Origin of the sequence: Bacillus haynesii, assembly GCF_001969855.1 — a bacterium.
GTDB lineage: Bacteria > Bacillota > Bacilli > Bacillales > Bacillaceae > Bacillus > Bacillus haynesii.
In genome coordinates, this window is record NZ_MRBL01000016.1 from 137,232 (window position 1) to 161,737 (window position 24,506).

Annotated in this window: 23 protein-coding genes; 8 read left to right on the forward strand and 15 right to left on the reverse strand. The window is 45.7% G+C overall.

All coding sequences use genetic code 11. The annotated features are described in order from the left end of the window. Positions 1-439 precede the first annotated feature (439 nt). Complete coding sequence (locus BTA31_RS13500; RefSeq protein WP_043928044.1) at positions 440-970, forward strand: hypothetical protein; 531 nt, start codon at positions 440-442, stop codon at positions 968-970. 257 nt (positions 971-1,227) lie between these two features. Here BTA31_RS13500 and BTA31_RS13505 read toward each other — a convergent pair whose 3' ends face one another. After that, the gene (locus BTA31_RS13505) at positions 1,228-2,568 is read right to left on the reverse strand and encodes a sodium-dependent transporter (RefSeq protein ID WP_076792386.1); all 1,341 of its coding nucleotides are present in this window, start codon (positions 2,566-2,568) and stop codon (positions 1,228-1,230) included. Between the two features lie 213 nt (positions 2,569-2,781). Here BTA31_RS13505 and BTA31_RS13510 point away from each other — a divergent pair, with 213 nt between their 5' ends. Continuing rightward, entirely contained in the window at positions 2,782-3,762 is a 981-nt protein-coding gene (locus BTA31_RS13510; protein WP_043928046.1) for a bile acid:sodium symporter family protein, read from the forward strand. 31 nt (positions 3,763-3,793) lie between these two features. On the opposite strand, the gene odhB is transcribed toward BTA31_RS13510, so the two are convergent. The 6 genes from odhB to BTA31_RS13540 all read right to left on the reverse strand — a co-directional run bounded on the left by odhB (position 3,794) and on the right by BTA31_RS13540 (position 13,227). After that, positions 3,794-5,074, reverse strand: a complete 1,281-nt coding sequence (gene odhB, locus BTA31_RS13515; RefSeq protein WP_076792389.1) for a 2-oxoglutarate dehydrogenase complex dihydrolipoyllysine-residue succinyltransferase — start codon at positions 5,072-5,074, stop codon at positions 3,794-3,796. A gap of 14 nt (positions 5,075-5,088) precedes the next feature. Then, positions 5,089-7,923: a 2-oxoglutarate dehydrogenase E1 component gene (gene sucA, locus BTA31_RS13520; protein ID WP_076792392.1), complete on the reverse strand. Its 2,835-nt coding sequence runs from the start codon at positions 7,921-7,923 to the stop codon at positions 5,089-5,091. Positions 7,924-8,307: 384 nt separating this feature from the next. Then, positions 8,308-10,221, reverse strand: a complete 1,914-nt coding sequence (locus tag BTA31_RS13525) for a nitric oxide reductase activation protein NorD (RefSeq protein ID WP_076792395.1) — start codon at positions 10,219-10,221, stop codon at positions 8,308-8,310. 9 nt (positions 10,222-10,230) lie between these two features. After that, complete coding sequence (locus BTA31_RS13530) at positions 10,231-11,121, reverse strand: ATP-binding protein (RefSeq protein ID WP_076792398.1); 891 nt, start codon at positions 11,119-11,121, stop codon at positions 10,231-10,233. A gap of 94 nt (positions 11,122-11,215) precedes the next feature. Continuing rightward, the gene (locus BTA31_RS13535; RefSeq protein ID WP_411802319.1) at positions 11,216-11,776 is read right to left on the reverse strand and encodes a superoxide dismutase family protein; all 561 of its coding nucleotides are present in this window, start codon (positions 11,774-11,776) and stop codon (positions 11,216-11,218) included. Between the two features lie 140 nt (positions 11,777-11,916). Further along, positions 11,917-13,227 (reverse strand): C40 family peptidase, encoded by a 1,311-nt coding sequence (locus BTA31_RS13540; protein WP_076792403.1) that lies wholly within the window; start codon positions 13,225-13,227, stop codon positions 11,917-11,919. A gap of 1,134 nt (positions 13,228-14,361) precedes the next feature. Here BTA31_RS13540 and BTA31_RS13550 point away from each other — a divergent pair. Next, positions 14,362-15,720, forward strand: a complete 1,359-nt coding sequence (locus BTA31_RS13550) for an MATE family efflux transporter (protein WP_076792406.1) — start codon at positions 14,362-14,364, stop codon at positions 15,718-15,720. A gap of 42 nt (positions 15,721-15,762) precedes the next feature. On the opposite strand, the gene bshB2 is transcribed toward BTA31_RS13550, so the two are convergent. From bshB2 to rarD, 4 genes are all read right to left on the reverse strand, one after another. Continuing rightward, positions 15,763-16,428 carry a bacillithiol biosynthesis deacetylase BshB2 gene (gene bshB2 / locus BTA31_RS13555; protein WP_025811289.1) on the reverse strand — a complete coding sequence of 222 codons (666 nt, stop codon included), beginning with the start codon at positions 16,426-16,428 and terminating at the stop codon, positions 15,763-15,765. 17 nt (positions 16,429-16,445) lie between these two features. After that, positions 16,446-16,796 carry a YojF family protein gene (locus tag BTA31_RS13560; protein WP_076792409.1) on the reverse strand — a complete coding sequence of 117 codons (351 nt, stop codon included), beginning with the start codon at positions 16,794-16,796 and terminating at the stop codon, positions 16,446-16,448. Between the two features lies 1 nt (position 16,797). Next, a complete protein-coding gene (locus BTA31_RS13565; RefSeq protein ID WP_076792411.1) occupies positions 16,798-17,073 on the reverse strand; it encodes a hypothetical protein in 276 nt (91 codons plus the stop codon). A gap of 74 nt (positions 17,074-17,147) precedes the next feature. Continuing rightward, complete coding sequence (rarD, locus tag BTA31_RS13570; protein ID WP_076792826.1) at positions 17,148-18,080, reverse strand: EamA family transporter RarD; 933 nt, start codon at positions 18,078-18,080, stop codon at positions 17,148-17,150. An 82-nt stretch (positions 18,081-18,162) separates the two neighbouring features. On the opposite strand from rarD, the gene BTA31_RS13575 reads away from it, so the two are divergent. After that, positions 18,163-18,615 (forward strand): spore gernimation protein GerT, encoded by a 453-nt coding sequence (locus BTA31_RS13575; protein ID WP_076792413.1) that lies wholly within the window; start codon positions 18,163-18,165, stop codon positions 18,613-18,615. Positions 18,616-18,832: 217 nt separating this feature from the next. Beyond that, positions 18,833-19,531: an expansin ExlX gene (gene exlX, locus BTA31_RS13580; protein WP_043928092.1), complete on the forward strand. Its 699-nt coding sequence runs from the start codon at positions 18,833-18,835 to the stop codon at positions 19,529-19,531. A 111-nt stretch (positions 19,532-19,642) separates the two neighbouring features. On the opposite strand, the gene BTA31_RS13585 is transcribed toward exlX, so the two are convergent. The 3 genes from BTA31_RS13585 to yodB form a co-directional block, all read right to left on the reverse strand. Continuing rightward, positions 19,643-19,921, reverse strand: coding sequence for a hypothetical protein (locus BTA31_RS13585; protein WP_043928091.1), 279 nt, complete (start codon positions 19,919-19,921; stop codon positions 19,643-19,645). Between the two features lie 65 nt (positions 19,922-19,986). Continuing rightward, the gene (locus tag BTA31_RS13590; protein WP_076792416.1) at positions 19,987-20,733 is read right to left on the reverse strand and encodes an SDR family oxidoreductase; all 747 of its coding nucleotides are present in this window, start codon (positions 20,731-20,733) and stop codon (positions 19,987-19,989) included. 5 nt (positions 20,734-20,738) lie between these two features. After that, positions 20,739-21,059 (reverse strand): transcriptional regulator YodB, encoded by a 321-nt coding sequence (gene yodB, locus BTA31_RS13595; RefSeq protein ID WP_043928089.1) that lies wholly within the window; start codon positions 21,057-21,059, stop codon positions 20,739-20,741. 134 nt (positions 21,060-21,193) lie between these two features. On the opposite strand from yodB, the gene BTA31_RS13600 reads away from it, so the two are divergent. After that, positions 21,194-21,814: a nitroreductase family protein gene (locus BTA31_RS13600; RefSeq protein WP_076792419.1), complete on the forward strand. Its 621-nt coding sequence runs from the start codon at positions 21,194-21,196 to the stop codon at positions 21,812-21,814. 45 nt (positions 21,815-21,859) lie between these two features. Here the strand turns inward: BTA31_RS13600 and BTA31_RS13605 are convergent, their stop codons facing one another. Then, a complete protein-coding gene (locus BTA31_RS13605) occupies positions 21,860-22,465 on the reverse strand; it encodes an alpha/beta hydrolase (RefSeq protein WP_076792422.1) in 606 nt (201 codons plus the stop codon). Between the two features lie 331 nt (positions 22,466-22,796). On the opposite strand from BTA31_RS13605, the gene BTA31_RS13610 reads away from it, so the two are divergent. Next, positions 22,797-23,021: a DUF3311 domain-containing protein gene (locus tag BTA31_RS13610; RefSeq protein ID WP_239693205.1), complete on the forward strand. Its 225-nt coding sequence runs from the start codon at positions 22,797-22,799 to the stop codon at positions 23,019-23,021. Continuing rightward, the gene (locus BTA31_RS13615) at positions 23,021-24,502 is read left to right on the forward strand and encodes a sodium:solute symporter family protein (RefSeq protein WP_076792425.1); all 1,482 of its coding nucleotides are present in this window, start codon (positions 23,021-23,023) and stop codon (positions 24,500-24,502) included. The genes BTA31_RS13610 and BTA31_RS13615 overlap by 1 nt, the downstream gene beginning before the upstream one ends. Positions 24,503-24,506: the final 4 nt, after the last annotated feature.

Sequence of the window (24,506 nt, forward strand, 5' to 3'; positions counted from 1 at the left end):
CGATACTTTATCACTCTCAATACCGTATCTATTTCTCTTAAACCCTCTATCGTCTGTAATAAGATAACAAATAAAAGTTTAAATATCCCAGTTTCTCTTGAGGATTGTTAAGACCGCTACACGGAGATTGGCGAGGCGGAGTCGGAAGAGAAACCCCACAACCATACATCCTTCTGAATCTGCTATTTTGATCATCCCTTTATGAAATACTGAATCTCAACAGTCTATCAATATATCCCAAATTCATGCCTTAAGTATGAAATGTGAACATTTTTTGATTTATTTGGAAAATAGTCGTTTTTCCTCATTCTTCTAATTCCAAAAATCGTTAAGCTATTCTACAAGAAGGGAGGGAATAAATGAACAAACTGTCGATGTTTGTCTGATTCAGCCGGTCAGTTTTTCGAAAAATGGAAAATTTATTTTAGGAGGGTTAATCATGAAAAAAATGTTTGCTTTCTTTACAGCCTTAATGCTCGGTTTGACTTGTCTGCCGTACTTATCAGAAGCGAAAGAATCAAAACATACGGACAGTTCTGTTACAACCTTACCTTCTATGTCTATACCCACACCTCTCAATCAGTCACTGAACCAGGAAAAACAACAGTTTAAAACTTCTGCCATTGATTTAAGCATCGGCCTCGATCTCTTAGGAATCGGAAACTCGATTAGGGATGCTATCGTTCAAAGCAATAACCGCAGCGGTTTCGTCAAAAACTGCATGGAAACCGCTTTTTATTCTGCAGGGCAAAGATATAATGTCATGGTGTTCAACTTAAGCCAAGGCTATCATAATGGCTTAAGAGGAGTTAAATTTTATGGATCTGCCAACTATCATGGCGTGATTTACGGCATTTGGGTATTTGAAAGCGGACAATTTACAAACCAAGGAGACGGCGGCTGGATTAACTGGGCCTTTAAAGGCTGGTTTGATCGAAACGGCCAAACTGTAACATTCCGTAAGCCTTAATCAAAGTCAAGGTATCCCCCTCTTCTGCTTGCCGGTAAAATCGTAAAAAACGAATTCACCGGCAAGTTTTTTTAATACCGCACCAGAAAAACAGACGCCTTTTCCCTTCCTCCCCCTTTCATCAAACACTTCCCTTGCCGATCATATCGCCGAAAAAAGACGGTACAGCTGATCTAAGCGATGCTTATCTTTAGCGGCACGCAACTGTCTGCATGAAAAAAAGGCCGGATTTATCCGGCCTTATCAACAATTCAATCTTAGAATACGCCGATGACGTCCAAAAAGACGACAATAATGACGACTGGAGCTGCGTAGCGAATCAACAGAAGCCAGGCTGCGAACCATTTTCTGCTGATTTTAGAGCCCTCTTTCAATTCAGCAAACAGCTCGTCTTTCGGAATTTTAAGCGGCACAAAAACGGCGATGAGCAAAGCGCCGAGCGGCATTAAAATATTGCTGACAAGATAATCCGCCGCATCAAAAATCGATAGATTAAAAATCGATACATCCTGAAGCACGCCGTATGATAATGCTGAAGGGATACCGAATAGGAAAATCGCAATTCCTCCCGCCCAAGCGAAAGCCTGTCTTTTTTTAGGGTCCCCTTTTGACAAGGAAGAAACAAGGATTTCAAGCATTGAAAATGCAGACGTCAGTGTAGCAAATAAAAATAAGAGCAGAAACGCCAATAAAAAGACGATTCCTAAAGGCATCTTGTGAAAGACTGACGGCAGCACATTAAATAACAGCATCGGGCCGGCATCAGGAGATAATCCGAATGAAAAAACGGCCGGAAAAATTGCAAACCCGGCAAGAATCGCCACAGATACATTGAGCAATGTCACTGAAACGGCTGATTGTACAAGGTTTTCTTTTTTCGATAAATAAGAGCTGTACGTTACCATAACGGAAACACCGACACTCAGCGAGAAAAAGGATTGTCCAAGCGCAAACAGCACCGTTTTGGCTGTGATATGGGAAAGATCGGGTTTTAAGAAAAACGCCAAACCTTCCATTGAACCGGGAAGTGTGAGCGAACGGATGATCAAAAGCAGAAAAATAATGAACAGAGCAGGCATCATAAACTTGCTCGCTTTTTCAATTCCGCCTCTGACTCCTTTTGCAACGACAAGAATCGTTATCATGATAAATGCAAACTGGCTCGCAAGAACGAGATACGGATTTGCAATCGTCTCCCCGAAAAGACCGGCATAATCCGTACTTCTTGACAGTTCACCGGTCAGCCCTTTGCCAATATAAATGATGATCCAGCCGCCGACAACACTATAGAAAGACAGCAGAATAAAACACGTGATAATGCCGAGGCGTCCAATCCAGTGCCAATGTGAGCCGGGAGCCAGCTCCTTGTAGGATTCGACGGCATCTTTTTGAGTCTTTCTGCCGATAATGAACTCCGCCATTAATAAAGGAAGCCCAATCAATAAAGTAAAAAGAATAAACATAAGTAAAAATGCTCCGCCGCCGCTTGTTCCGGCAACATAAGGAAACTTCCATATCGCGCCGAGCCCGATTGCCGAGCCGGCCGAAGCTAAGATAAATCCAAGCTTTGATGACCATATATTTTGTTTATTTTCCACTTAAGCACCTCTTCTTCTCGGTCTAATTGCACATGGCTACAAACTATCATTTTAAAAAGCATAAACGAATTCGTCAAGGTTTTCAAACATTTCTTTCAGTTTACATAATAATATTATTTTAAACGATTCTTTATTTACTAGTATTGAATTATTCAGAATATTAATTATAATAAGAGGATGTTACATTTTCTACAGATGTGAGGAGCTGGACTTATGAGTTATTTGATCAAAATCAGTCAATTTGCCGGAAAAACGTTCGCCATTTGGGTGATTCTATTTGCGGTTCTCGGCTTTGCCTTTCCGTCGCAGTTTACTTGGATCATCCCTTATATTACGATCCTGCTTGGCGTGATTATGTTTGGCATGGGATTGACATTGTCAGCGGACGATTTTAAAGAGCTGCTAAGACGTCCCCTGCATGTGCTGATCGGTGTGCTGATTCAATATACGGTCATGCCGTTGCTCGCTTTTGGACTGGCCTATGGCCTCGGTCTTCCCCCCGAAATAGCGGTTGGGGTCATTTTAGTGGGATGCTGCCCCGGGGGAACGGCATCAAACGTCATGACATTTTTTGCGAAGGGAAACATCGCCCTGTCTGTGGCGATCACAACGGTTTCCACATTGCTTGCACCTTTTTTAACGCCGTTTCTCATTTTATTTTTCGCAAAAGAATGGCTTCCGGTATCTCCGGACTCGCTGTTCGTTTCGATTTTGCAGGCCGTGCTGCTTCCGATCATTGCCGGGCTGATCGTCCAATTTTTCTTTAAAAAACAAGTGAAAAAAGCTGTACAGGTACTTCCGCTCGTCTCCGTTCTCGGTATCGTCGCCATCGTCTCGGCGGTCGTCGGAGGCAATCGGGAAAACATTATTCAATCGGGGCTGTTGATTTTTGCGGTTGTGGTTCTTCATAATGGCCTTGGACTTCTCCTCGGCTTTATTTTGGCAAAGTGCTTTAAAATGGATTATGCATCTCAAAAAGCCGTGGCCATTGAGGTCGGCATGCAGAATTCGGGTCTCGGCGCGGCATTGGCGACGGCGCACTTCTCCCCTCTTTCCGCTGTTCCGAGCGCTGTTTTCAGCGTCTGGCATAACCTTTCAGGCTCATGGCTTGCGACATATTGGGGCAAAAAAACAAATAAGCAGAAGAATGACAATCATTCTCCTGCCCCGCAGATGATAAACAAAAAGCTTTGACCGTACATGCGGCCAAAGCTTTTTTCTTGGTTTAACCTTCCAACAGAAGCTGTTCAGGATCTTCAAGCAGATTTTTAATCGTAACCAGGAAGCCGACCGCCTCTTTACCATCGACGATCCGGTGGTCATACGATAATGCAATGTACATCATCGGGCGGTTTTCGAAGCGCTCTTCATCAATTGCTACAGGACGCAGCTGGATTTTATGCATGCCCAAAATACCAACTTGCGGGCTGTTCAAAATCGGAGTCGACAACAGTGATCCGAACGTTCCTCCGTTTGTGATCGTAAAGGAGCCGCCTTGAAGCTCGTTAAGCGATAATTTATTGTTTCTCGCTTTCTTCGCAAGCTCTCCGATATCCCTTTCAATATCTGCAAAGGTTTTGCTGTCTGCATCGCGCACGACCGGTACAACGAGGCCATCCGGCGCAGCAACAGCGATTCCGATGTCATAGAATTTTTTGATCACAAGCTCGTCGCCTTGAATTTCCGCATTGAGAAGCGGATATTTTTTCAGCGCGGCGACAACAGCTTTTGTAAAGAATGACATGAATCCGAGCTTTACGTCATGCTGCTCAAGAAATTGATCTTTTCGGCGCTTCCTTAAGTTCATGACCGCCGTCATGTCCACTTCGTTGAATGTCGTCAGCATAGCGGCGGTGTGCTGAACTTCAACGAGGCGTTTGGCGATCGTCTGTCTCCGGCGGGACATTCTTTGACGCTCTACCGGTTTACCTGCATCTTCGGTTTGTTTAGCGGCCGGCGCCTGTGTTGCGCGTTTTGGTTCAGGCTGAGCTTTTGGCGGCTGCTCGTTCTTCTGGTAAGATTCAACATCTTGTTTTCTGACCCTTCCGAGCGGATCACCAGTAGGAATTTCCGATAAATCGATGCCTTTTTCACGGGCGAGCTTTCGGGCAGCCGGAGAAGCGATTGTTCTTGTTTTGGCTGTATCCGCCTCATCGTTCGCGCTTTCGCGAGGCTCGGCTGTCTTTTCAGATGAGGCTGCCTTCTCTTCCGAAGCGCCGGCGCTTTCTTGAGCGTCAGCTTGAGGAGCCGTTGATTTGCCCCCTTCTCCTTCGCCTTCTGAAATCGTTCCGATTACTTCGCCGACCTGAACTGTGTCACCGGAATCTTTCAGCACTTCCTGAAGAACGCCGGACTGCTCTGCCGTCAATTCCACGTTGACTTTATCAGTCTCCAGCTCAAGCAGGAATTCCCCTTGTTCTACATAATCTCCCGGTTGTTTCAGCCATTGGGCTATCGTTCCTTCTGAAATTGATTCCGCTAATTCAGGTACTTTAATTTCCGCCATTTTTTAGTTCCCCCTTAATTTTTGCGAGTCAAGCTATCAGATACAATGCGTTCCTGTTCCTTTTTATGAACCGTCGGATCCCCTTCTGCCGGACTTGAACGTCTTCTTCTGCCAATATAGCGGACCTTCACGTCCTTTGGAGCAATCTCTCTTAAATAAGGATCGATATAGTTCCATGCGCCCATATTTTGCGGTTCTTCCTGTACCCAGACAATCTCCTCCAAATTCGGGAGTTTGCTGAAGATCGCTTTAATATGCTTTGCAGGGAAAGGATACAGCTCTTCAACCCGTGCAATGTGCAGCCAATCTTTTTCACATTCCATTTTATTGAAATGGTCGCTGATGTCAATCGAAACTTTGCCGCTTGAAAGGACGAGGCGCGTCACTTTGTCATATTGATGGGAAAGTCCTGACATTTCATAGACCGGCTTAAAGCTGCTGTCGCTGAGCTCCTGCACTTCTGACACGGTATTCGGATTTCTCAGCAGGCTTTTCGGCGTCATGATGATCAGCGGTCGGATCTCCTCGCGAAGGAGCATCTTCGCCTGCCTTCTTAAAATATGGAAGTACTGGGCAGCGCTCGTCAGGTTGGCGACAGTCCAGTTGTTTTCCGCAGCCAGCTGAAGGAAGCGCTCCGTTCTTCCGCTTGAATGCTCAGGCCCCTGTCCTTCATAGCCGTGCGGCAAGAGAACAACCAGCCCTGATTTTTGTCCCCACTTCGCTCTTCCTGCAGAAATGAACTGATCAAAGTATACTTGCGCCGCGTTTGCAAAGTCTCCAAACTGCGCTTCCCAGATCACCATCGTTTCCGGCGAAGACACGTTATATCCGTATTCGAAGCCGAGGACGGACCCTTCAGAAAGCGGGCTGTTGTGAACCGCAAATGACGCTTTCGTATCTGCAAGGTGATGCAGTGCGATGAATTCGTTCCCTGTCTTGCTGTCATGAAGGACAAGGTTGCGGTGTGCGAATGTGCCGCGTTCTGAATCCTGCCCGGTCAGTCTTAGAGGCGTGCCGTCTTTCAAAATGGATGCAAACGCCATCGCCTCTGCAAGCGACCAGTCGACTTTTCGGTCATCGTCGAACGCTTTGGCACGCCTTTCGAGGATTCGTTTTAGCTTATCGAAAACGTTGAAGTTTTCAGGCCATGAAACAAGCTCCTGATTGATTTTGCGCAAAGTCTCAACATCAACCGACGTGTCAACATCAGGAAAACCGTTGGAAACAGGCTCCGGAAGAACGATTTCATGCGTCATGTCTTCCTTTTTGGCCGGCACTTTGCGATAGGCTTCTTCTAAACGCTTCTGGACAGCGTCCTTGATTTTGCCGACGGTTTCTTTATCGACGATCCCGTTATGAATCAGCTTTTCAGCAAAGATGTTTTTGACTGTCGGGTGCTTCCTGACCGCATCATACAGCATCGGCTGCGTTGCAGACGGTTCATCCATTTCGTTGTGGCCAAAACGGCGGTAGCCGATCAGATCGATCAAAAAGTCTTTGTTGAAAGTCATGCGGTATTCAACAGCGAGCTGAACCGCTGAAAGGCATGCTTCAGGATCATCCGCATTGACGTGGACGATCGGAATTTCAAAACCTTTTGCAAGGTCGCTTGCATATTTCGTCGATCTTGACTCATTGCTTTCCGTCGTAAAGCCGATCATGTTATTGGCGATAATGTGAATCGCTCCGCCCACCTGATAGCCTTTAAGCTGGCTTAAATTCAAGGTTTCCGCGACAATGCCTTCCCCTGGGAATGCCGCATCGCCGTGAATCAGAATCGCCAGCGATTTTTTGACGTCTTGAACCGGATAGCCGCTCTCCGTTCTCGTTTCCTGGGCGGCTCTTGTCGATCCCTCAACAATCGGATCAATGAACTCCAGGTGGCTCGGATTGTTCGCGAGCGCAATGCGCGCCGTTTTCGTATGCTCATCCTGAATCTGACGGTTGGCGCCGAGGTGGTATTTTACATCACCCGTCCAGCCGTAATTGATCCCTGTCGAACCTTCCGACGGAACGAGATCCTTGTTCGGCGCATGCTGGAATTCAGAAAAAATGATTTCATAAGGTTTTCCGAGCACATGCGCAAGAACATTCAGACGGCCCCTGTGCGCCATTCCGATATTAACGTTTGTCGTACCTGCCGAAACGGACTTGGCGATAATATCATCCAGCATGGGCACAAGCGCATCAAGTCCTTCTATTGAAAAGCGTTTTTGCCCGACAAAGGTTTTGTGGAGAAACTGTTCAAGGCTTTCAACTTCTGTCAGCCTTCTTAAAACTTCCACCAGCTTTTCTTTCGATTTCGGGGCGAATAATTCCCCGGATTCGATCTTTTTCATCAGCCAGTTGCGCTCTTCAAAAATGTGCACATGGTCAAATTCAAAAGAAATCGATTTTTTGTATGTGTTTCTTAAGTACTGGATGGCTTCTAAACCGTTCGTTACTTCTTTAGGGGCATCTTTGCATATGACAGACGCCGGAATTTTTTTCACGTCCTGCTCAGTTAACCCGTACTCAGCAAGAGGAAAAAGCTCCTGTTTTTCTTGTGTTTTTCTCAGTGGATTGACGGAAGCGTTTAAATGGCCATAGGTTCTAATATCTTCTGCAAGTTTTACCGCTGATGCGATTTTTTGAATAGATCCAGCCGTGAAATCTGCCTCTTCGTTTTGTAGAGAGGCGGCCCTTATATCGCCCGGGGGAGCTCCAAGTTCGTCAAACATCTCTTTTAAATCAGCATCCAAGCTTTCTGGATCCTTGACGTACTGATCGTAAAGCTCCAGCACATAGCCGAGGTTCGGACCGTGAAATTCTTCCCAAGTCATTCTTTGTTTCATACTATTTTGAAACATTTGAACATTACCCCCAACCTAATAATCAAGTGAATGATTCACTATCTTAATATATCTTCTGAACCTTGTGCCCAGAAATATGTAATAAAAACGCTTCCACGTACATTTTACCACTGTTTCTCATTTGTTTCTACACAGATTGTTCAAATAAAATTAAAAAATCATCTTGAAAAATAAAAAAATTTATAATTTTGAACTTTCAGACCGGATTCTCTTAAACCGGCTTTTTATTTATTCACATATTTCCCCTGACCGTCTATTTTTTAACATCCGGATGTGCTCCGCAAAAAATTAAGTTGATAAAAATAATAAAAATTTCAATATTTCGCTGTGTTTCTACGATAAGAAACAGATGGCCGCGAGTATTGCTGCCATCTGTCATATCTATCTTATACTTTTGTTCAACAGCTTTTTTAAAAGCGGGTACAGAACATCGGGAAGCTGATCGACATCCGGGACGAAAAGGCTGTACTTTCCGTACATGTCCTGTATCGTCTTCATTTGTGATTCTTCGATTTCGCTGTTTGATAAAAATACATTGATGACTTCGATATTTCGTTTCCGCGCTTCCATAACCGCTTCATGTGTATCGACAATCCCGTTTTGTTCATAATCGAATGCGGCCGGCTCCCCATCTGAAAAGACGATCAGGAACTTCTGAGCTTCGCTTCTTTGAACAAGCATTTTCGTCATCTGCCTGATCGCATATCCGTCCCGGTTGTCTTCCTCCGGTTCAAGCTGCATGACATGCGGTCCGGCGCCTGCTTTTAAGGAATCCGCAAAAGAGACGACCGTATGAAAATAGTTGGGCTGGCTCATCTCTGTCGCATCGTTTGTATCTTCCCAAAAACCGACGATTTGATGTGGGACAGCAACAGATTTAAGCGCTTCATGAAACAGCACAATGCCCCGTTTCGTCTCTGCCATTTTGTCATGCATGCTTGCTGAACAGTCGACGAGCAATGTAAAAACGGCGTCGATTTCTGTTGACGGCTCTTGCTTTTTATAGAACAGGCGCGGATTTCGCTCCGTAAAGTAACGGAGCAGTTTATTGTTCAATCTGCCCGCATGCAAATCGGTTCTCGGGAGCGTTTTTTTATGCTCAAGCGTTTTTTGAATCATCTGTTTGAGCCGTTTTTGATATGATTCGATCGTTTTGGCTTGGGCCTGGTAGTCTAATATGTCTTCATTCGAAGGTTTTTCCGGAAGCTTCATCACCGAAAATGCATAGCGGTTTTCTTTACCGGCTTGGGCAGCGCCGGCGTTCGGTTCATCTTGAACAGATTCAAGCGATTCAAGTTTTGAATAGTCTTTCCTTTTCGTCTGCTTCGCCTTTCCTTGAACAGACCCGAGCGCCTGGTCGCCGTCTTCTCCTTCTCTTAAAGCGCCGCCGGAAATATCGGTTTTTGCGCCGTGCTCCAAATCAAACTGGAGAAAGCTTTTGGCCGGGGCTTCCGTTTCTCTGTGCCAAGTCGGCATTTCTTCTTCATGAACTTCCTCATCACCCGCACTTTTCTCTTCAAGCGTCAGATCCTCGCTCAGCTTCGGTTTTGCTTTCAAATCTTGAAAAAGCGCTTCTTCGTCAACTTGTTCATATTCCAGTTCCGGAAAAAAGAAGTACGTATTCAGCATATCTTTTTCGAGCACCTCTTCAAAACCTTCCATTAACCCGTTTACAATCGAAACGATGTCAGCAGTTGAACGCGCTTCGAAGACGCGGGCGAGCTCGGCTTCTATAAACCCCTTCATCGGATCGATTGATTCATGGATAGCCGGTATCTCTTCAAGCGGTGACTCTGCGGTCAACTTAAGATATACAGCGCAAAACAAAGCATCTGTAAAAATGCTCCGCTCCAGATTCAGCGTCAGCTGGGTCGCAAAGTGTTTGCGGTACATCGATTTTCGGCTTGAAAATACCGGTTTTGTGCCGGGGCGCTCCCTCTTGATGGACTCTTCAATTCTGATATCCTCAAAAAGCATAAACAACTGTTTTGCCAAACTCTTAAACTGATATCCTTGAGCCGCTTCCAGCATGCGGGAAAAGTCTTTCATCGAGCTGTAGCGGGAGCCGATTGACCGCAAGTATACATCGCTCTTCAAACCGTCAACCATATCACGGTGGTTCCGGTCTTTCCAAAAGTGGCTCATGTAGATCGTTTTCTCAAAAGGATTGTAATAAGACTGAACCCCGTACTCCACTTCAACCTGATCGCTTTTCGCGAGCGTTTTCGCCAGATCTGTCAGCTCCATAAAAAGCAAAGAGTCAATCTTGCTGTCATTGAATTTAATAAACTTCATAAAAAACCCTCATTCGAACAAAGTTTGGGCAATATTTCGGACCGCCGCTTTTTCGCGTTCATCATCAAGCTTTTCAACGATGCCCCGTTCGATCGCTCGCAGCGGCGGAATATACGTCGACAGGTCGCATGTATCGAGAAGCGCTCTGATGGAAGCGGCCTCTTCAGATACCTGACCGTTATGGGCTTGCGTCATTAAGTCCGATGACAGGGTGACAAACCGGTCCAGCAGCTTCTGATCTTTCAGCTCGGATTGTGTTTCAAGCACCCGTTTCAATAGGTCACCTTTAATGTATGGCACGTCGATAATGACAAACCGGTTTTTCAGCGCTTCGTTCAATGGGACCGTTCCGACATAACCTTCGTTAATCGCTGCAATTACCCCGAATCCCTCTTTCGCTTTAATGACTTCTCCCGTAAACGGATTGGTCATCATTTTCCGGTAATCCAGCACCCCGTTTAAGATCGGCAGCGTCTCCGGTTTCGCCATGTTGATTTCATCAATATATAGGAAATGGCCGTTGTTCATTGCTTTTGTCACGGGACCTTCGATAAATTCAATAGAGGCGTTCCCGTCGGTGTTTTCAATCGTTTTGTAACCGACAAGCGCCTCTGCATCAAGGTCCACAGAACAGTTGACACTGTGCATAGGTTTTTGAAAATAAGCGGAGAGCGTTTCGGCAAGTTTTGTTTTTCCTGAGCCTGTCGGGCCTTTTAACAAAACGTTTTTTCCGAGTGACAGCGCGATCATCGCGTCATAGAGAATGGCGCTGTCTTCCGCTTCATAGCCGGGCGTTCCAATCAATGATTGGTATTCCGCGTCAGCAGGTTTGGCGGCAGACTGAATCAGCCGCTCTTTTATCTTTTCAGGCAGCTCTAGTTCGTGCGGATCATATTTCATGTGTTGTAAAATTCCTTTCTAAAAGCGTCTTCTGTATTTAAGTATACTAGAAAAGATGCGCTGCCCTCAATATAAACGGCTTCCATGCGCCGATTCACTTTTTTCCGCTGTTCGTCAGCGCTCCGCAAACCATCCGGGCTCCGGAGTTTCCGGATGGATTTGTCAAATCATCATCCTGATGCTCGTGAATGATAAAAGCACTTCCGTCATGATCCAGCAGACTGAACTTGCTTTTCTGATCGAGGGTGACTGCCGGCGCATTTACGATGACGTCGACTTTGCCGTCGGCTCCGACTTCAATATTCGGCAAATCACCGGCATGCGGCCCTTTCGGATTGTGAAAGCCGTGCTCCTTCTGATCAGGATTGAAATGAGCACCCGCACTTTCAAAATCGGGTTTTTTACACACGCCCGTTTCATGAATATGAAAAGCAAGCATTCCTGGCGGCAGATCATGGGCGCTGACTCTGATATCAAGACCTTCTGCAGCCGATTCAGACACTTCTATAAAACCGGTCTCCGCACCGTCGCGTTTGATCAGCGGTACTTTTATTGGCTGTGTCATCGCTTCAAAGGTTTCTTTATGTTCCTGTTCGGTATTTTTTTGCTCGATTTCTTTCTGCTGTGTGCATGCAGCTGCCAAACAAACAGCCATACATGTGAGCAATATGTAATGTAATGTTCTCAAACGGCTTCCCCCTTCGCTTTTCTTTTCAGTTTAGACAACGAAGAGGGGCATTAAACCTGGCCTACCATCCTGAAATCACGCAAAAAAAGCCATTTAAAATGGCTTTTTTAAAATGAATACCGTTTTGCGCCGAGATAGCGCTGTTTCCAGTAGGAATTGTTCATGTCGCTGACGGTGACGCCGGAATCGTTGGCATTAATAAACTTGTTGTTTCCTAAATAAATACCAACGTGTGAAGGGCCTGCTTTATATGTTGAGAAGAAAACAAAATCACCTCTTGAAGGCTGGCTGACTGGCGACATGATGTTCCAGTACCCTGCTGCGCTCAATCTTGAGACTGATGTGACTTTGTTTAATACGTAATAGATGTATCCGCTGCAGTCAAAACCGGAAGGATTGTTGCCTCCCCATCTGTAAGGCACGCCGATATGCTTTTCTGCTTCTGCAATCATCCGCTCGACCTTTGCGCTTGTCGAAGTACCGGTTGAAACTGAAGAATTCGGTGAGCTGGAAGATGGGCTGCCAGATGATCCGGAAGTCGATGCACCGGAGATTTTAAGCTTCTGGCCGACTTGCAAAACATCTGTTTTTAATTGATTAGCCTCTCTGATGCTCTGTACCGTCACATTCATCGAATTCGCGATTTTCCACAGAGAATCGCCCGGTTTAACCGTGTAAGTGGTCGTTTTTGAACTGCTGCTTGTGTTCGTTTTACTTGATGAAGAACTTGAAGACGAACCAGAAGATGGTTTGCTTCCGCTGGAAACCGTTCCTTTCACTTTAAGGACCTGGTTCGGGTAGATCGTGTCAGACTTCAAGTTGTTCAGCGTTTTGAGTTCGGCGACTGTCATATTCAAATTATTGGCAATTTTCCATAAAGAATCGCCCAATTTGACTTTGTATGTGCTGCTTGAACTGCTTGCACTTTGCGAGCTTGAGCTTGAGCTGGATGATTTCGAACTGGAACTTGAGCCAGAGCTGGAACCGGTGCTTTTCGCGCTTCCTTTAATGACCAGCTTTTGTCCCGGATAAATCATATCGCTGCTCAGCCCGTTTAAGTTTTTGATCTCTTTTACGGTTGTTTTGTAGTCTTTGGCAATCAGCCACAAGGAATCTCCCAATTTTACCGTGTAAGTTGACTTGGCAGTGCTTGAGCTGGAACTTGCGGATTTTGCCTGTGAGCTGCTGCTTTTTGACTTGCCGTCCGGAACTTTTAAAGTTTGTCCGACATAAATAACCGTAGATGAAAGATTGTTGGCTGATTGAAGTGCCGAAACACTGGTATTGTACTCAGCTGAAAGCTTCCACAGTGAGTCTCCGCTTTTCACCTTGATGGTTTGGGCTTCTACCGGTGACGCCGCCAATGAAGTTCCAACTACTGCAGAGGCCGCCAAACCTACTGCTATCTTCTTCTTCATAACCTCTTAACCTCCCGTTTCATTTTCGTTCTCTCTATGTATGCCATTACATTTGCCATTGCTTAAGACTTTATCCAGCCGACCAGGCAGGTGATCTGATCAACATATGTATGGCCTTTGGCTGAAAGCCCCCTTTTATATTCTTAAGCAAAAAATGCAATTCACGATTTGTATCGGCCTATTCTATATTTTTTTAATAGTTTTTTTGTTTTTTTACAAATTTCACATTAAAAATACAGACTGATAGACATATTGACAAAAATCAACACTTTTTTCTGCGTGCTCGAGATGCCGGATGTTTTTTTCGCAAAGGTGTGCGTTTCAATTTTTCGGAAATACGATGAACAGTTGTTCTAAAATCAGAGGTTCATGGTGAAAAACAGCGAGAAGGAGTTGACTGGATATGCTGCATGTGCCGAAACAGCCTGAATAGACGCCGTAACATGCTGGTTTCCGTGCCGTTTTACAGCCGATTTCCCTTTCTCTCGGATCAAACGGTCAACAGATGGGCAAGCCAGCGTTCAAGTTGAGGGTGTAAAAACTGCGTATTGATATTCTTTAGTTTTCCGGAAATCGCTGATCAATCCTCATTTATTGCCTAATCGAAAAGCAAAGATCAGGATCACTCATACATTTCTACATTTCAGCACAAATTCCTCCACGAAACCATAAATTGACTATATCATACATTTTTTTTGCCAACATCCGGAATTGGGAGTATCTTTTTTTTAGATCGAACGACGTTTTACTATTTCACCTATAGATTCTTATTTCCTATCTTAATATAACGATAAATAGAAACATAAAACTTAATACTCATTCATTTTTGTATATTAATAGTCTTAATAGACTATTAGAAAACACATAAAAAAGCTTCTGATTTATTACCGTCGCTTTCGTGCATGTTTCCTCCTTTTATAGTGCATTTTAAGATATGGAGGTGAATCTTCTTGGCCATTCAAAAAATATGTCAATATTTATGTACGTGTTTAGGGATCCTTTCTCTTTCCTTTATTTATGTGCAAATGTTTAAAAAAACAAAACAGACGAAAAAAGATTGAACAGACATTTATTGCATTTTATACATAACGTGTTATAATTTCTCTCGTTATCCAAAAGAAACGGGGAACTGATATGAGGGAAACAAAGGATTTGCGGGAGAAAACAAGACAGTTTTTAACGATTTTAATTCCGATTTTGATTACGCAAGCGGGACTGTCGCTCATTACGGTTCTCGATACGGTGATGTCAGGCAAAGTCAGTGCCGCCGACCTCGCCGGCGTCGCAATCGGCTCGAGTTTGTGGACCCCCGTTTATACAGGGCTTGCCGGCATTTTGACGGCTGTAACACCGATGGTCGCCCAGCTGATGGGGGCCAAGCGGCAAAAGGATGTCCCTTATACTGTTATTCAATCGATCTATGTGGCCGGGATCATCAGCATTGCCGTCATTGTTTCCGGGTATTTTCTGATTGATCCGGTGCTGGAGAACCTCGATCTTGAACAGAAGGTAGCGGTCATCGCAAAGCAATATTTAATCTGCATCGGGCTCGGCATATTGCCGCTGTTTGTTTACAATGTGATGCGCTGCTTTATTGATTCACTTGGAAAAACGCGGGTGACGATGCTGATTACGCTTTGTTCTTTGCCGATAAATTTTGTCTTGAATTATTTGTTTATTTTCGGGAATTTCGGTTTTCCGAAATTTGGAGGAGCAGGAGCCGGTATGGCTTCCGCCATCACATATTGGTGCATTTGTCTGATCTCTTTATACATCGTCCATAAGAAGACGCCGTTTCACCAGTTTAGGATTTTTGGAACATTCCATTCATTTTCTTTTGCTGAAAGTATGAAACTGCTGAAGATCGGCATTCCGATCGGTTTCGCCATCTTCTTTGAGACGAGTATATTCGCAGCAGTCACTTTGCTGATGAGCCACTTTGACACGGTCACGATCGCTTCCCATCAGGCGGCAATGAATTTCGCTTCGCTTCTCTACATGCTTCCATTGAGCGTATCGATGACGCTGACGATTGTCGTCGGCTTTGAGGTCGGGGCCAAACGGTTTAAAGACTCGAGAACCTACAGCTATCTCGGCATTTCAATAGCGGTCGGTTTTTCATTATTCACGGCGCTCATCATTTTACTGTTCAGAGAGCAAATCGCCGGTTTGTACGCGGCTGACCGGGATGTACTGCTTCTGACCAAAGACTTCTTGCTGTATGCGTTGTTTTTTCAGCTGTCAGATGCCATCGCCGCGCCGATTCAAGGAGCGCTCAGAGGGTATAAAGATGTCAACTACACGCTTGTCACAGCTCTCGTCTCGTATTGGATTATCGGTCTTCCGGTCGGTTTTGTGATTGGAACGTATACTTCATTCGGAGCTTTCGGATACTGGATCGGCCTGATCACGGGGCTCGCAGCCGGTGCAGTCGGGCTGTTCTTCAGGCTCAAACGCATTCAAAGCCGCTATATCCACACTCAAAGCATGTAAAAAGGTGCCGGGCTCATATGCCCGACACCTTTTTTGATCATGTCAATCATTCCATTGATAGGTCCAAAACGTTTCTTTTTCAAACCATGTCTCAACAACCGGCTCGCCATTGGCGAGTTTTTTCTCTATTTCTTTCATAAAGCCGCCTGTTTGGGATTTATGCGCTTTTAACGCGTTCATTTTAATATCTGCGGCTTCTTTGATATCAAGAACGACGTCAGGCTTGCCAAGAACCTCTTCCCTGTGGTGGGTGATGGCCATGCATAAGACGCGCGGCCGGTCTTCTTTCTTTTTCCGCGATAATGCCCTGATGACCGCGGCACCGCACGCATCATGGTCAGGATGAACACCGTGTCCGGGATAGAACGTTACAACAAGGCTCGGGTTTACATCATCAATGACAGCCTCTATTCGATCGGCCAGTTTTTCTTCATCCTCGAATTCGAGCGTTTTGTCACGGTATCCGAGCATGCGCAAATCCTGTACATCCATTTCCCGGCAGGCGTCGATCAGCTCTTGCTTTCTGAGCAGTGGAAGGGTTTCCCTGTTGGCAAAAAGCGGGTCTCCCATATTCCTTCCCATCTCGCCCAGCGTCAGGCACGCGTATGTTACAGGTATATCTTCTTTTCGGTTTAAAGCGATCAAGCCGGCGACTCCGAAAGATTCATCGTCAGGATGCGGCAGGATCACGAGTAAATGTTTTTTCATCTTATAACACCTTCTTTTTAGACTGCAAATGGCTTTTTGCTGATTTGAAGCGAAATGGCGAGTTTGCCGCCCGGCAAATAGCCGGCAAGAAGCAACCTGCCTTCATCGTCAACTATATAATCCGTCAGGCCTTCCGCGTAGATCCAGCCGTCTTCGGTTTTCAAACCGGCGCGAAATGGTCCCTCACCCGTGATTTTGGCCCGGGAGCAGGTTACCTTCGCGTTTCTGATATACGCCACCACGGTCATGTTCTGCTCATCTTTATGCGCGGAATACGATCCGGTTGTCGTCTCCAAATGAATATAAACAGGCTGATTTAAAAATGTTTCCAAAGAAGCCTGCACATCTTCTTTTTTTATTGCTTTCATGTTACTCCCTGCTTTCTTCGTTTGTTAATAACTCCAATCGTTCCGTATGACATTCAATCAGCTTGAGCTTCATATCTGATTCCAATTGTGAATTCACAATGCGCCGGATTGATTGATAGTATTTTTCGTGCTTCGTCTTTCTGAGCCTTGGATGGGTGCCGAGGTCCTTCAACTCATCATCAATCGCCTGATGAAGCGCCTGCTTGCCTTCCCTGTCCATCGTCCGGTTTTTCCAAAGGGTTTTATACGCCCGGAAAAGCTCTAGTTCGTCTGCCATGACGGAACAACCTCCGAATTGCTTCAATAATGTTTAATTATACATAATTGGTGTTTCTTGAAAAGAAAAAGGGCTTACGGATGAAAGGAATTTTTTCTTTTTAAAAATACCTTCTCCGGTTTCTTCCATTGAAATTGCGAAAGTGTAAACAATATCAGCGCCGCCCATATGCAGCTAAACGTAAAGACCTTGCTGCTGCTGAACGGTTCATGATAGACGAAAACGCCTAAGCATAATGTAATGGTCGGAGCGATATATTGCAAAATGCCGATTTGATAAAGCGGCAGTTTTTTCGCACCTTCCGCAAATAAAAGCAGCGGAATCGCGGTTAACACTCCCGCTAAAAACAGCAGCACCATCATGCCGATGCTCCCTGATGCGGCCTGAGCCTTTTCCGGATGGCTGAAGAACAGCAGGTAGATCGCTGCAACCGGAGCGATCATCATCGTTTCCAGGGTAAGTCCTATGGCGCTTGACAGCGATGTGCGCTTTTTCGCCAGTCCGTAGAGCCCGAAGCTGAATGCGAGCATCAGGGCGATATACGGCACGGAACCGTACTGAAAAGCGGAAATAAGCACGCCGAGGGCAGCGAGAAGAACTGCCGCTCCCTGCATCCGCGTCAGTTTTTCCTTTAAAAAGACAATTCCGAGCACGATCGATACGAGCGGATTGATGTAGTAGCCCAGGCTCGCTTCAAGAATATAGCCGTTGCTGACGGCCCATATGTACACATACCAATTGATCGAAATCAGAACGGACGACAAAATGAGCGGAACAAATTCCTTTCGGTTTCCCGAAAGCGAGCGAAATGCTTTGACTCCGTTTTTCCACTGCCGTAAAACGAGAAGCACGCCGCACATGAAAACAAATGACCAGATAATCCGGTGCGCCAGTATATCGAGCGCGGCGGTCTGATCGAGCACTTTCCAATATAAAGGAAGGAGCCCCCACAGCAAATAAGAAAGCGCTGTGTAAATGATTCCTTTCGTTTGAGATGAATGATTCATGTCTGTATCTTTCCTTTCTACTTCATCACTTTCCGCACTTTTTTGCATATACTGTACCGTCTATGTGAAAGGAAGTGTGATCGTGTTTGATTGGCAACGCTTTTTTCCATTTCAGCAGTTTTCCAAGGACGGATTAAAAAACGCTGACCCGAAAGATGTGGAGCAATATATTCACCACATGATGAAAAGCGTTTTCGGACCGGGGTATGCAGTTCAATTTCCTTTTCGTGACCCTCTCTCAAAAGAAACACCGGCGGCAGATGAATCTGATCCGATTGATATTTTTGAAACGACAAGCCATGTATTTGTTAAAATACCGCTCACCAAAGAACAGCTTAACCTTCTGAAAATTAAACATACTTCACAAACCCTGATCATAGAAAACTACCCTGAAAAAGGGCGGCAGGAAAAAGTCGTTCTCCCCTCTCTAGTGCGTAGAAAGGGTACGAAAGCAATATTTAAAGACGGCATTTTGGAAGTGATGTTCTTAAAAAATGAGGACTTTAACCTGTCTGAAATCGACATCACGTTTTGAAAACGGCCAGCTTGGAAAAGCAGGCTGTTTTTTTTCTTCCTGTACCATCTTAACACTAGTCCTCGAGGATGATCATCTCATTTGCCTGCGCCTTTAAATTTTGACAGTGTTAGTCATTATTCCTTAAAAAGTCTCTGTAACTATTTCCTCTTTCGGCTGTTGTCAGTTTGTCCTTATAATGATAATGGTTCTCAATTTATAAAACAGGAGGATGTATATGAAAAAGAAAATCAGCCTATTGATCACAGCAATGTTTTTGACGATCCTTTGTTTTTCACCGCAAGCTTCTGCTGCATACAACTCACTGCATACGGGCTACGCCACTTATACGGGGTCAGGTTACTCCGGCGGTGCATTGCTTTTGGATCCGATTCCGTCCAATATGAAGATCACTGCTTTAAATCCGACAGATATGAATTACCGCGGTGTGAAAGCAGCTCTTGCCGGCGCCTATCTGCGGGTTGAAGGGCCGAAAGGAAAAACAACCGTCTATGTTACCGATCTGTATCCTGAAGGAGCGCCGGGAGCTCTTGACCTTTCACCGAACGCTTTTCGCGAGATCGGCGATATGAAAGACGGCAAAATCGACATTAAATGGCGTGTAATCAAAGCGCCGATTACCGGCAATTTCACTTACCGGATCAAAGAAGGCAGCAGCCAGTGGTGGGCGGCGATCCAGGTCAGAAATCACAAATATCCCGTCATGAAAATGGAATATTACAAAGACGGAAAGTGGATCAACATGGAGAAAACGGATTACAACCATTTCGTCAGCACCAATCTCGGGACAAGTCCGCTTAAAGTCAGGATCACAGATATCCGAGGAAAAGTCGTAAAAGACACGATAAAAAAACTTCCGGAAAACGGGACGTCAAGCGCATATACCGTACCGGGAAAAGTACAGTTCCCTGACTGATCGATCCGGAAAGAATGAGACGGCGGCCAAAGGCGAAAAGATTCGCAAGCTTTGGCCGCCGCTTCATATTGACATCCGGCATTTAGACGCCAGCAACAATTGGCTTATGAATCAATAGCCCGGTCCTGCCCCTCTGTATGGAGCTGCGCCCGGAACACCTCCGTACGGAACGGTCCCAGGAGCTGCCCCGTATCCGTAATAAGGCGCGCCGCCGTAAGGTCCCGGGTATGGCGGCGGATAAGCGTAGGGCCTTGGGTAGTTAAAAATCGCGCTTCCGAGAAATCCGCCCAGCAATCCGCCGACAAGCGGTGCTCCAAAACCCCAGAATAACGGGAATCTTGCCGGGTATCCGACAGGACCTGATCTCGAATAAAGCATATGAGGGTTCATTGGCTTTTATCCTCCTTTATGTCTGCCTATAGTAAAGGTATTCATAAAGTCCGGAAACGTTTGGGCTATTCTTCATAAATCATTTTTTTTGTCATTCCGCCGTCCACCGTTATGTTTGTACCGGTGACGAAGCGATTATCCGGATCGGTCAAGTAAAAGCATGCTTTGACGATATCCTGAGGGCGCCCGACCCTGTTTGATAAATGCTGCCCGTGGTCAATAGGCCGCAGGGCAGTATCATCACCGGTTTCGATCCATCCCGGGGAAATGCTGTTGACCACGATTGAATCTTTGCTTAAAGACGCGGCCAATGCGTGAGTCAAAGCAATTAAGCCCCCTTTTGACGCGGCATAGGCTTCTGAGTCCGGCTCGGACATAAACGCCCTTGTCGAAGCGATATTAACGATGGCCCCGCCTGTTTTCGCCTCTTTCATTTTTTTGGCCGCTTCTCTTGCGCAAAGAAACGCGCCTTTCAAATTGGTATTCAGGACGTTGTCCCATTCTTTCGCGGTCAAGTCATAAGGGGACTTCCAAACTGATCTGCCCGCGTTATTAATGAGCGCCGCTATCGAACGGCCGTTTCGGGAAGCTTCCTGCATCAGCCGTTTCACATCTTCTTCAGAACCTACATCACAAGCTGCAAACTGAACCTGCGCTCCGGAAGCGGTCAGCTCTTTTTCAAGCTGTTTACCCTCTTCCTTCAGTACGTCGGAGAATACGACGATAAAACCTTTTTGAGCATAGGCGGCCACAAGGTCTCTTCCGATGCCTTTGGCCCCGCCTGTTATGACGACTGTTTCTTTACTGTTCAATCCGGTCAGCTCCCTTCCGGATCACAATGATGTTCGGCCCAGGTTTGTATCTCCTTGAGGACAGGCTCTAGCGCCGTCCCCTTGTCTGTCAATTGATAGATTACTTTTACCGGCGTTTCCGGGAGTACTTGACGCTCGACTATTTTGCAGTGTTCGAGCTCTTTTAAACGTTCAGCCAGCATTTTTTGGCTGATCATCGGTATCATTTCAGTCAAGTCTTTAAATCGTTTAGGTCCATCCAATAATACATGGATGATCAGTCCATTCCATCGTTTGCCGAGTAAAGAAAAGGCGGCTTCCATTCTAGGACACATTGTAAACCCCAATTCTCTCACCCCTCCATATCCAGTTGACAAAAATAATGTGTGCCATTAAAATACTCAATAAAGTTACAAAAAGTAAGTTTCTAACTTTTTATCTGACTCTATCATAACACGTTTAGCCCAAAGGAGGAAGTCACATGTCTTCACAAGAAACCACCGCTCTCAACATTCTGGAAGAGCGTACTTCGATTAAAGAATATGACACAAGCATTTCCATTTCCAAAGAAGAGCTGACAAAGCTGCTGAACATCACCACAAAGGCTCCGTCAGCCTGGAATCTGCAACACTGGCATTTTACAGTCTTTCACAGCCAGGAATCAAAAGATAAACTCCTTCCGATCGCGTTCAACCAAAAACAAGTCAGTCAAGCCTCTGCGGTCGTAGCCGTGCTCGGGGACTTACAAGCGAATCTGAACGGTGAAGCCGTATACGGCCCTCTGACAGAAGCAGGTTACATGACCGAAGACATCAAAAACACGCTGCTCGGACAAATCAACGGCGCTTATCAAAACAGCGGATTTGCAAGAGACGCCGCTTTTACAAACGCATCGCTCGCTGCTATGCAGCTGATGATTGCAGCTAAAGCAATGGGCTATGACACATGCGCAATGGGCGGATTTGACAAGGAAGCGTTCGTTAAAGAATTCAACATCGATGAACGCTATGTACCGGTCATGCTGATTTCGATCGGAAAGCCGGTCAAACCTGCGCACAAAAGCAATCGTTTCGATGTTTCTGACGTATCTACATGGCTGTAAACATGTTAAAAAAACCTTAGTCCCAAAAAAGGACTAAGGTTTTTTTTATGCTTTTACATGCTTTTCATACCAGATTTTCGCCTGTTCGATTTCGCCGTGTGTCAGCTGATGGCCTCCGCCTTCCCAGTGAAGGAGCACGTTGGCGCCGGCGTTGGTGAAATAGCCGGCAAGTTCGCTTGATTCCTCCGGCGGACAGAGTGGATCTGTTTTGCCGGCCCCGATAAACACGGGCAAATCTGTCATATCAGGGAGATTGCGATTTCTAAACGGAACCATCGGATGATGCAAAATCGCCCCTTTCAGTACATGTTCATGGCGGAACAGCAGACTTCCCGCGATATTCGCGCCGTTTGAATAGCCGATTGCGACCACCCGGCTTCTGTCGAAGTGAAGTTCTTTTGCGGCTTCATCCAGAAACGTTTTTAATTCATCCGTCCGTTCGATCAGATCTTTCTCGTCAAACACCCCTTCTCTCAACCGCTTGAAAAAACGGGGCATTCCGTTTTCCAGCACATTCCCCCTGACTCCGAGCAAATTTGCATCGGGATCAATCATCCTGCCGATCGGCAGAAGATCGTGTTCGTTTCCCCCTGTTCCATGCAATAACAACAGGGTGATATCAGAGTTCCCTTTCTCATATATATGATTCATTTTCATTCACTCCTTTTCCCATTTTAGAAGAATGCCTTCAATTTGCACGCGATGCTGTCAAGCCATTCTGGAAGCTTCAATTCCGCGCCAAGACTTTCCAGCGGTTCATCGCCTGGTCCGCCCGTCTCTTTCCCATACATTTACTTTGGGGTCTCCTGCAAACATAGTGATCCCCTTCTATTTTATCTTGAATTCAAGATATTAATTATTGTAAAGTTATGTTTTCGAATATGCAAGGCAGAACTATTGTTTAAATAATTTAAAAAATCACTGTTTTCTAATAATTATCTTGTGATTAAATCTGACAACTGCTATGATTATGAACATTAAAATGGCTAAAGGAGGAAAAAAGGTGAATCAACAGCTTTTTAAATGGGTTCTGTTCATCATCCCTTTTATCGGACAGCTTGCCTTGCTGCCGTTTGTAAACCGGATCGATCCGATCGTTTTCGGACTTCCGTTTTTTCATTTTTGGCTGGTGCTGTGGATTGTGCTGACACCGCTGATCACATTTGCGATTTACAGATTCGAGAAAAGAAACGGAGGTTATGAGTGATGCAGGGAAATTTAACAGCGCTCCTCATTACCGCCGGCATCATTTTGGCCGTAGTTTGTATCGGATTTATCGCCGGCAGTAATAAACAGTCGCGGAAATCGGTTGAAGAATGGTCCGTCGGCGGAAGGCGGTTCGGCGGGCTGCTCGTCTGGTTTCTCGTCGGTGCCGACTTATACACGGCTTACACGTTTTTAGGGTTGACAAGTACCGCTTTTACAAGCGGAAGCGTCGCTTTTTTCGCGATTCCTTATTCGGTTTTGGCCTATTTCATCGCCTACTTTTTTCTGCCGAAGATTTGGAAGGTGGCGAAAGTACATCAGCTGACGACGCTGGCCGATTACGCAAGAGAACGCTTCAGCAGCAAGCTGCTGTCTTCGCTTGTTGCCATTGTCGGCGTCTTGATGCTGATCCCGTATATCTGCCTGCAGCTCAGCGGAATTCAGGATACGCTTCAAGTCGCGGGTACTGGGTTTATTAATGTCAATGCCGTCGTAATCATTTCGTTCATCCTTGTCGCGCTTTATACGTTTTTCAGCGGCATCAAAGGTCCTACATATACCGCCATTATTAAAGACATTTTAGTTTGGGTGATGATGCTGTTTATGGTCGTTTCGTTGCCGCTCATCCATTTTAACGGTTGGACACCGATGATTGACAAGCTGGCAAATGAAGCGCCGCATATGCTGACGATCCCTTCTGACGGACCGCGCGGGATCGCCTGGTTCATCACGGCATCGATCGTTTCCGCGTTTGCTCTGTTCATGTGGGCCCATGCGGCGACAGGCGTTTTCACGGCGAACAGCGCGGATGCGCTCAGAAAGAACAGCATGTTTCTGCCGCTGTACAATATCGTATTGATTTTAGTCATTTTCTTAGGGTTTATCGCATTTCTCGTTCTTCCCGATGACATTAATCCGAGATTTGCATTGCTGCATTTAATTCAAAGTTCCTACGGCGGCGTCACGCAAGGATTCGCCTATTCAACGATCGCCCTCGCAAGTCTGATCCCGTGTTCGATCATGGCGATCGGGGCGTCGAACCTGTTCGCCAACAATTTATACCGCGATTTGATCAACCCCCGCGTTTCGGGACAAAAACTGACGATCATCACGCGCTCGATGGTATTTGTCGTCATCGGTCTGGCCCTTTTATTCGGAATGCTGTTCCCGGCAGCGCTTGTCACGCTTCAGCTTCTCGGCGTTTCAGGCATGGTGCAGATATTCCCTGCCATCGTCATCAGCCTGTTCTGGAAAAACCAGACGAAGGAAGCGACGATCATCGGTCTTCTCATCGGCCTTGCCGTTACATTTACCGTTTATTTGACAGGGGCCACTTTCGGCATTTACGAAGGATTCTGGGGCCTTGCCGCCAACCTTTTGGCTGTTGTCGTGTTGAATCCGTTTTTTGTGAAAAATGTAAAACACAATTCTGTGATCAACTATTTGTTTCATGCCAAGAAGAATGTGCAAAAAAGCGCCTGATCAC

What these genes read in the sequence shown, in the direction of transcription:
- BTA31_RS13500 (WP_043928044.1), top strand. Translation starts at nt 440, where the DNA reads ATGAAAAAAATGTTTGCTTTCTTTACAGCCTTAATGCTCGGTTTGACT.
- BTA31_RS13510 (WP_043928046.1), top strand. Translation starts at nt 2,782, where the DNA reads ATGAGTTATTTGATCAAAATCAGTCAATTTGCCGGAAAAACGTTCGCC.
- odhB (WP_076792389.1), bottom strand. Translation starts at nt 5,074, where the DNA reads ATGGCGGAAATTAAAGTACCTGAATTAGCGGAATCAATTTCAGAAGGA.
- sucA (WP_076792392.1), bottom strand. Translation starts at nt 7,923, where the DNA reads ATGTTTCAAAATAGTATGAAACAAAGAATGACTTGGGAAGAATTTCAC.
- BTA31_RS13525 (WP_076792395.1), bottom strand. Translation starts at nt 10,221, where the DNA reads ATGAAGTTTATTAAATTCAATGACAGCAAGATTGACTCTTTGCTTTTT.
- BTA31_RS13530 (WP_076792398.1), bottom strand. Translation starts at nt 11,121, where the DNA reads ATGAAATATGATCCGCACGAACTAGAGCTGCCTGAAAAGATAAAAGAG.
- BTA31_RS13535 (WP_411802319.1), bottom strand. Translation starts at nt 11,776, where the DNA reads ATGGCTGTTTGTTTGGCAGCTGCATGCACACAGCAGAAAGAAATCGAG.
- BTA31_RS13540 (WP_076792403.1), bottom strand. Translation starts at nt 13,227, where the DNA reads ATGAAGAAGAAGATAGCAGTAGGTTTGGCGGCCTCTGCAGTAGTTGGA.
- BTA31_RS13550 (WP_076792406.1), top strand. Translation starts at nt 14,362, where the DNA reads ATGAGGGAAACAAAGGATTTGCGGGAGAAAACAAGACAGTTTTTAACG.
- bshB2 (WP_025811289.1), bottom strand. Translation starts at nt 16,428, where the DNA reads ATGAAAAAACATTTACTCGTGATCCTGCCGCATCCTGACGATGAATCT.
- BTA31_RS13560 (WP_076792409.1), bottom strand. Translation starts at nt 16,796, where the DNA reads ATGAAAGCAATAAAAAAAGAAGATGTGCAGGCTTCTTTGGAAACATTT.
- BTA31_RS13565 (WP_076792411.1), bottom strand. Translation starts at nt 17,073, where the DNA reads ATGGCAGACGAACTAGAGCTTTTCCGGGCGTATAAAACCCTTTGGAAA.
- rarD (WP_076792826.1), bottom strand. Translation starts at nt 18,080, where the DNA reads ATGAATCATTCATCTCAAACGAAAGGAATCATTTACACAGCGCTTTCT.
- exlX (WP_043928092.1), top strand. Translation starts at nt 18,833, where the DNA reads ATGAAAAAGAAAATCAGCCTATTGATCACAGCAATGTTTTTGACGATC.
- BTA31_RS13585 (WP_043928091.1), bottom strand. Translation starts at nt 19,921, where the DNA reads ATGAACCCTCATATGCTTTATTCGAGATCAGGTCCTGTCGGATACCCG.
- BTA31_RS13600 (WP_076792419.1), top strand. Translation starts at nt 21,194, where the DNA reads ATGTCTTCACAAGAAACCACCGCTCTCAACATTCTGGAAGAGCGTACT.
- BTA31_RS13605 (WP_076792422.1), bottom strand. Translation starts at nt 22,465, where the DNA reads ATGAATCATATATATGAGAAAGGGAACTCTGATATCACCCTGTTGTTA.
- BTA31_RS13610 (WP_239693205.1), top strand. Translation starts at nt 22,797, where the DNA reads ATGGCTAAAGGAGGAAAAAAGGTGAATCAACAGCTTTTTAAATGGGTT.
- BTA31_RS13615 (WP_076792425.1), top strand. Translation starts at nt 23,021, where the DNA reads ATGCAGGGAAATTTAACAGCGCTCCTCATTACCGCCGGCATCATTTTG.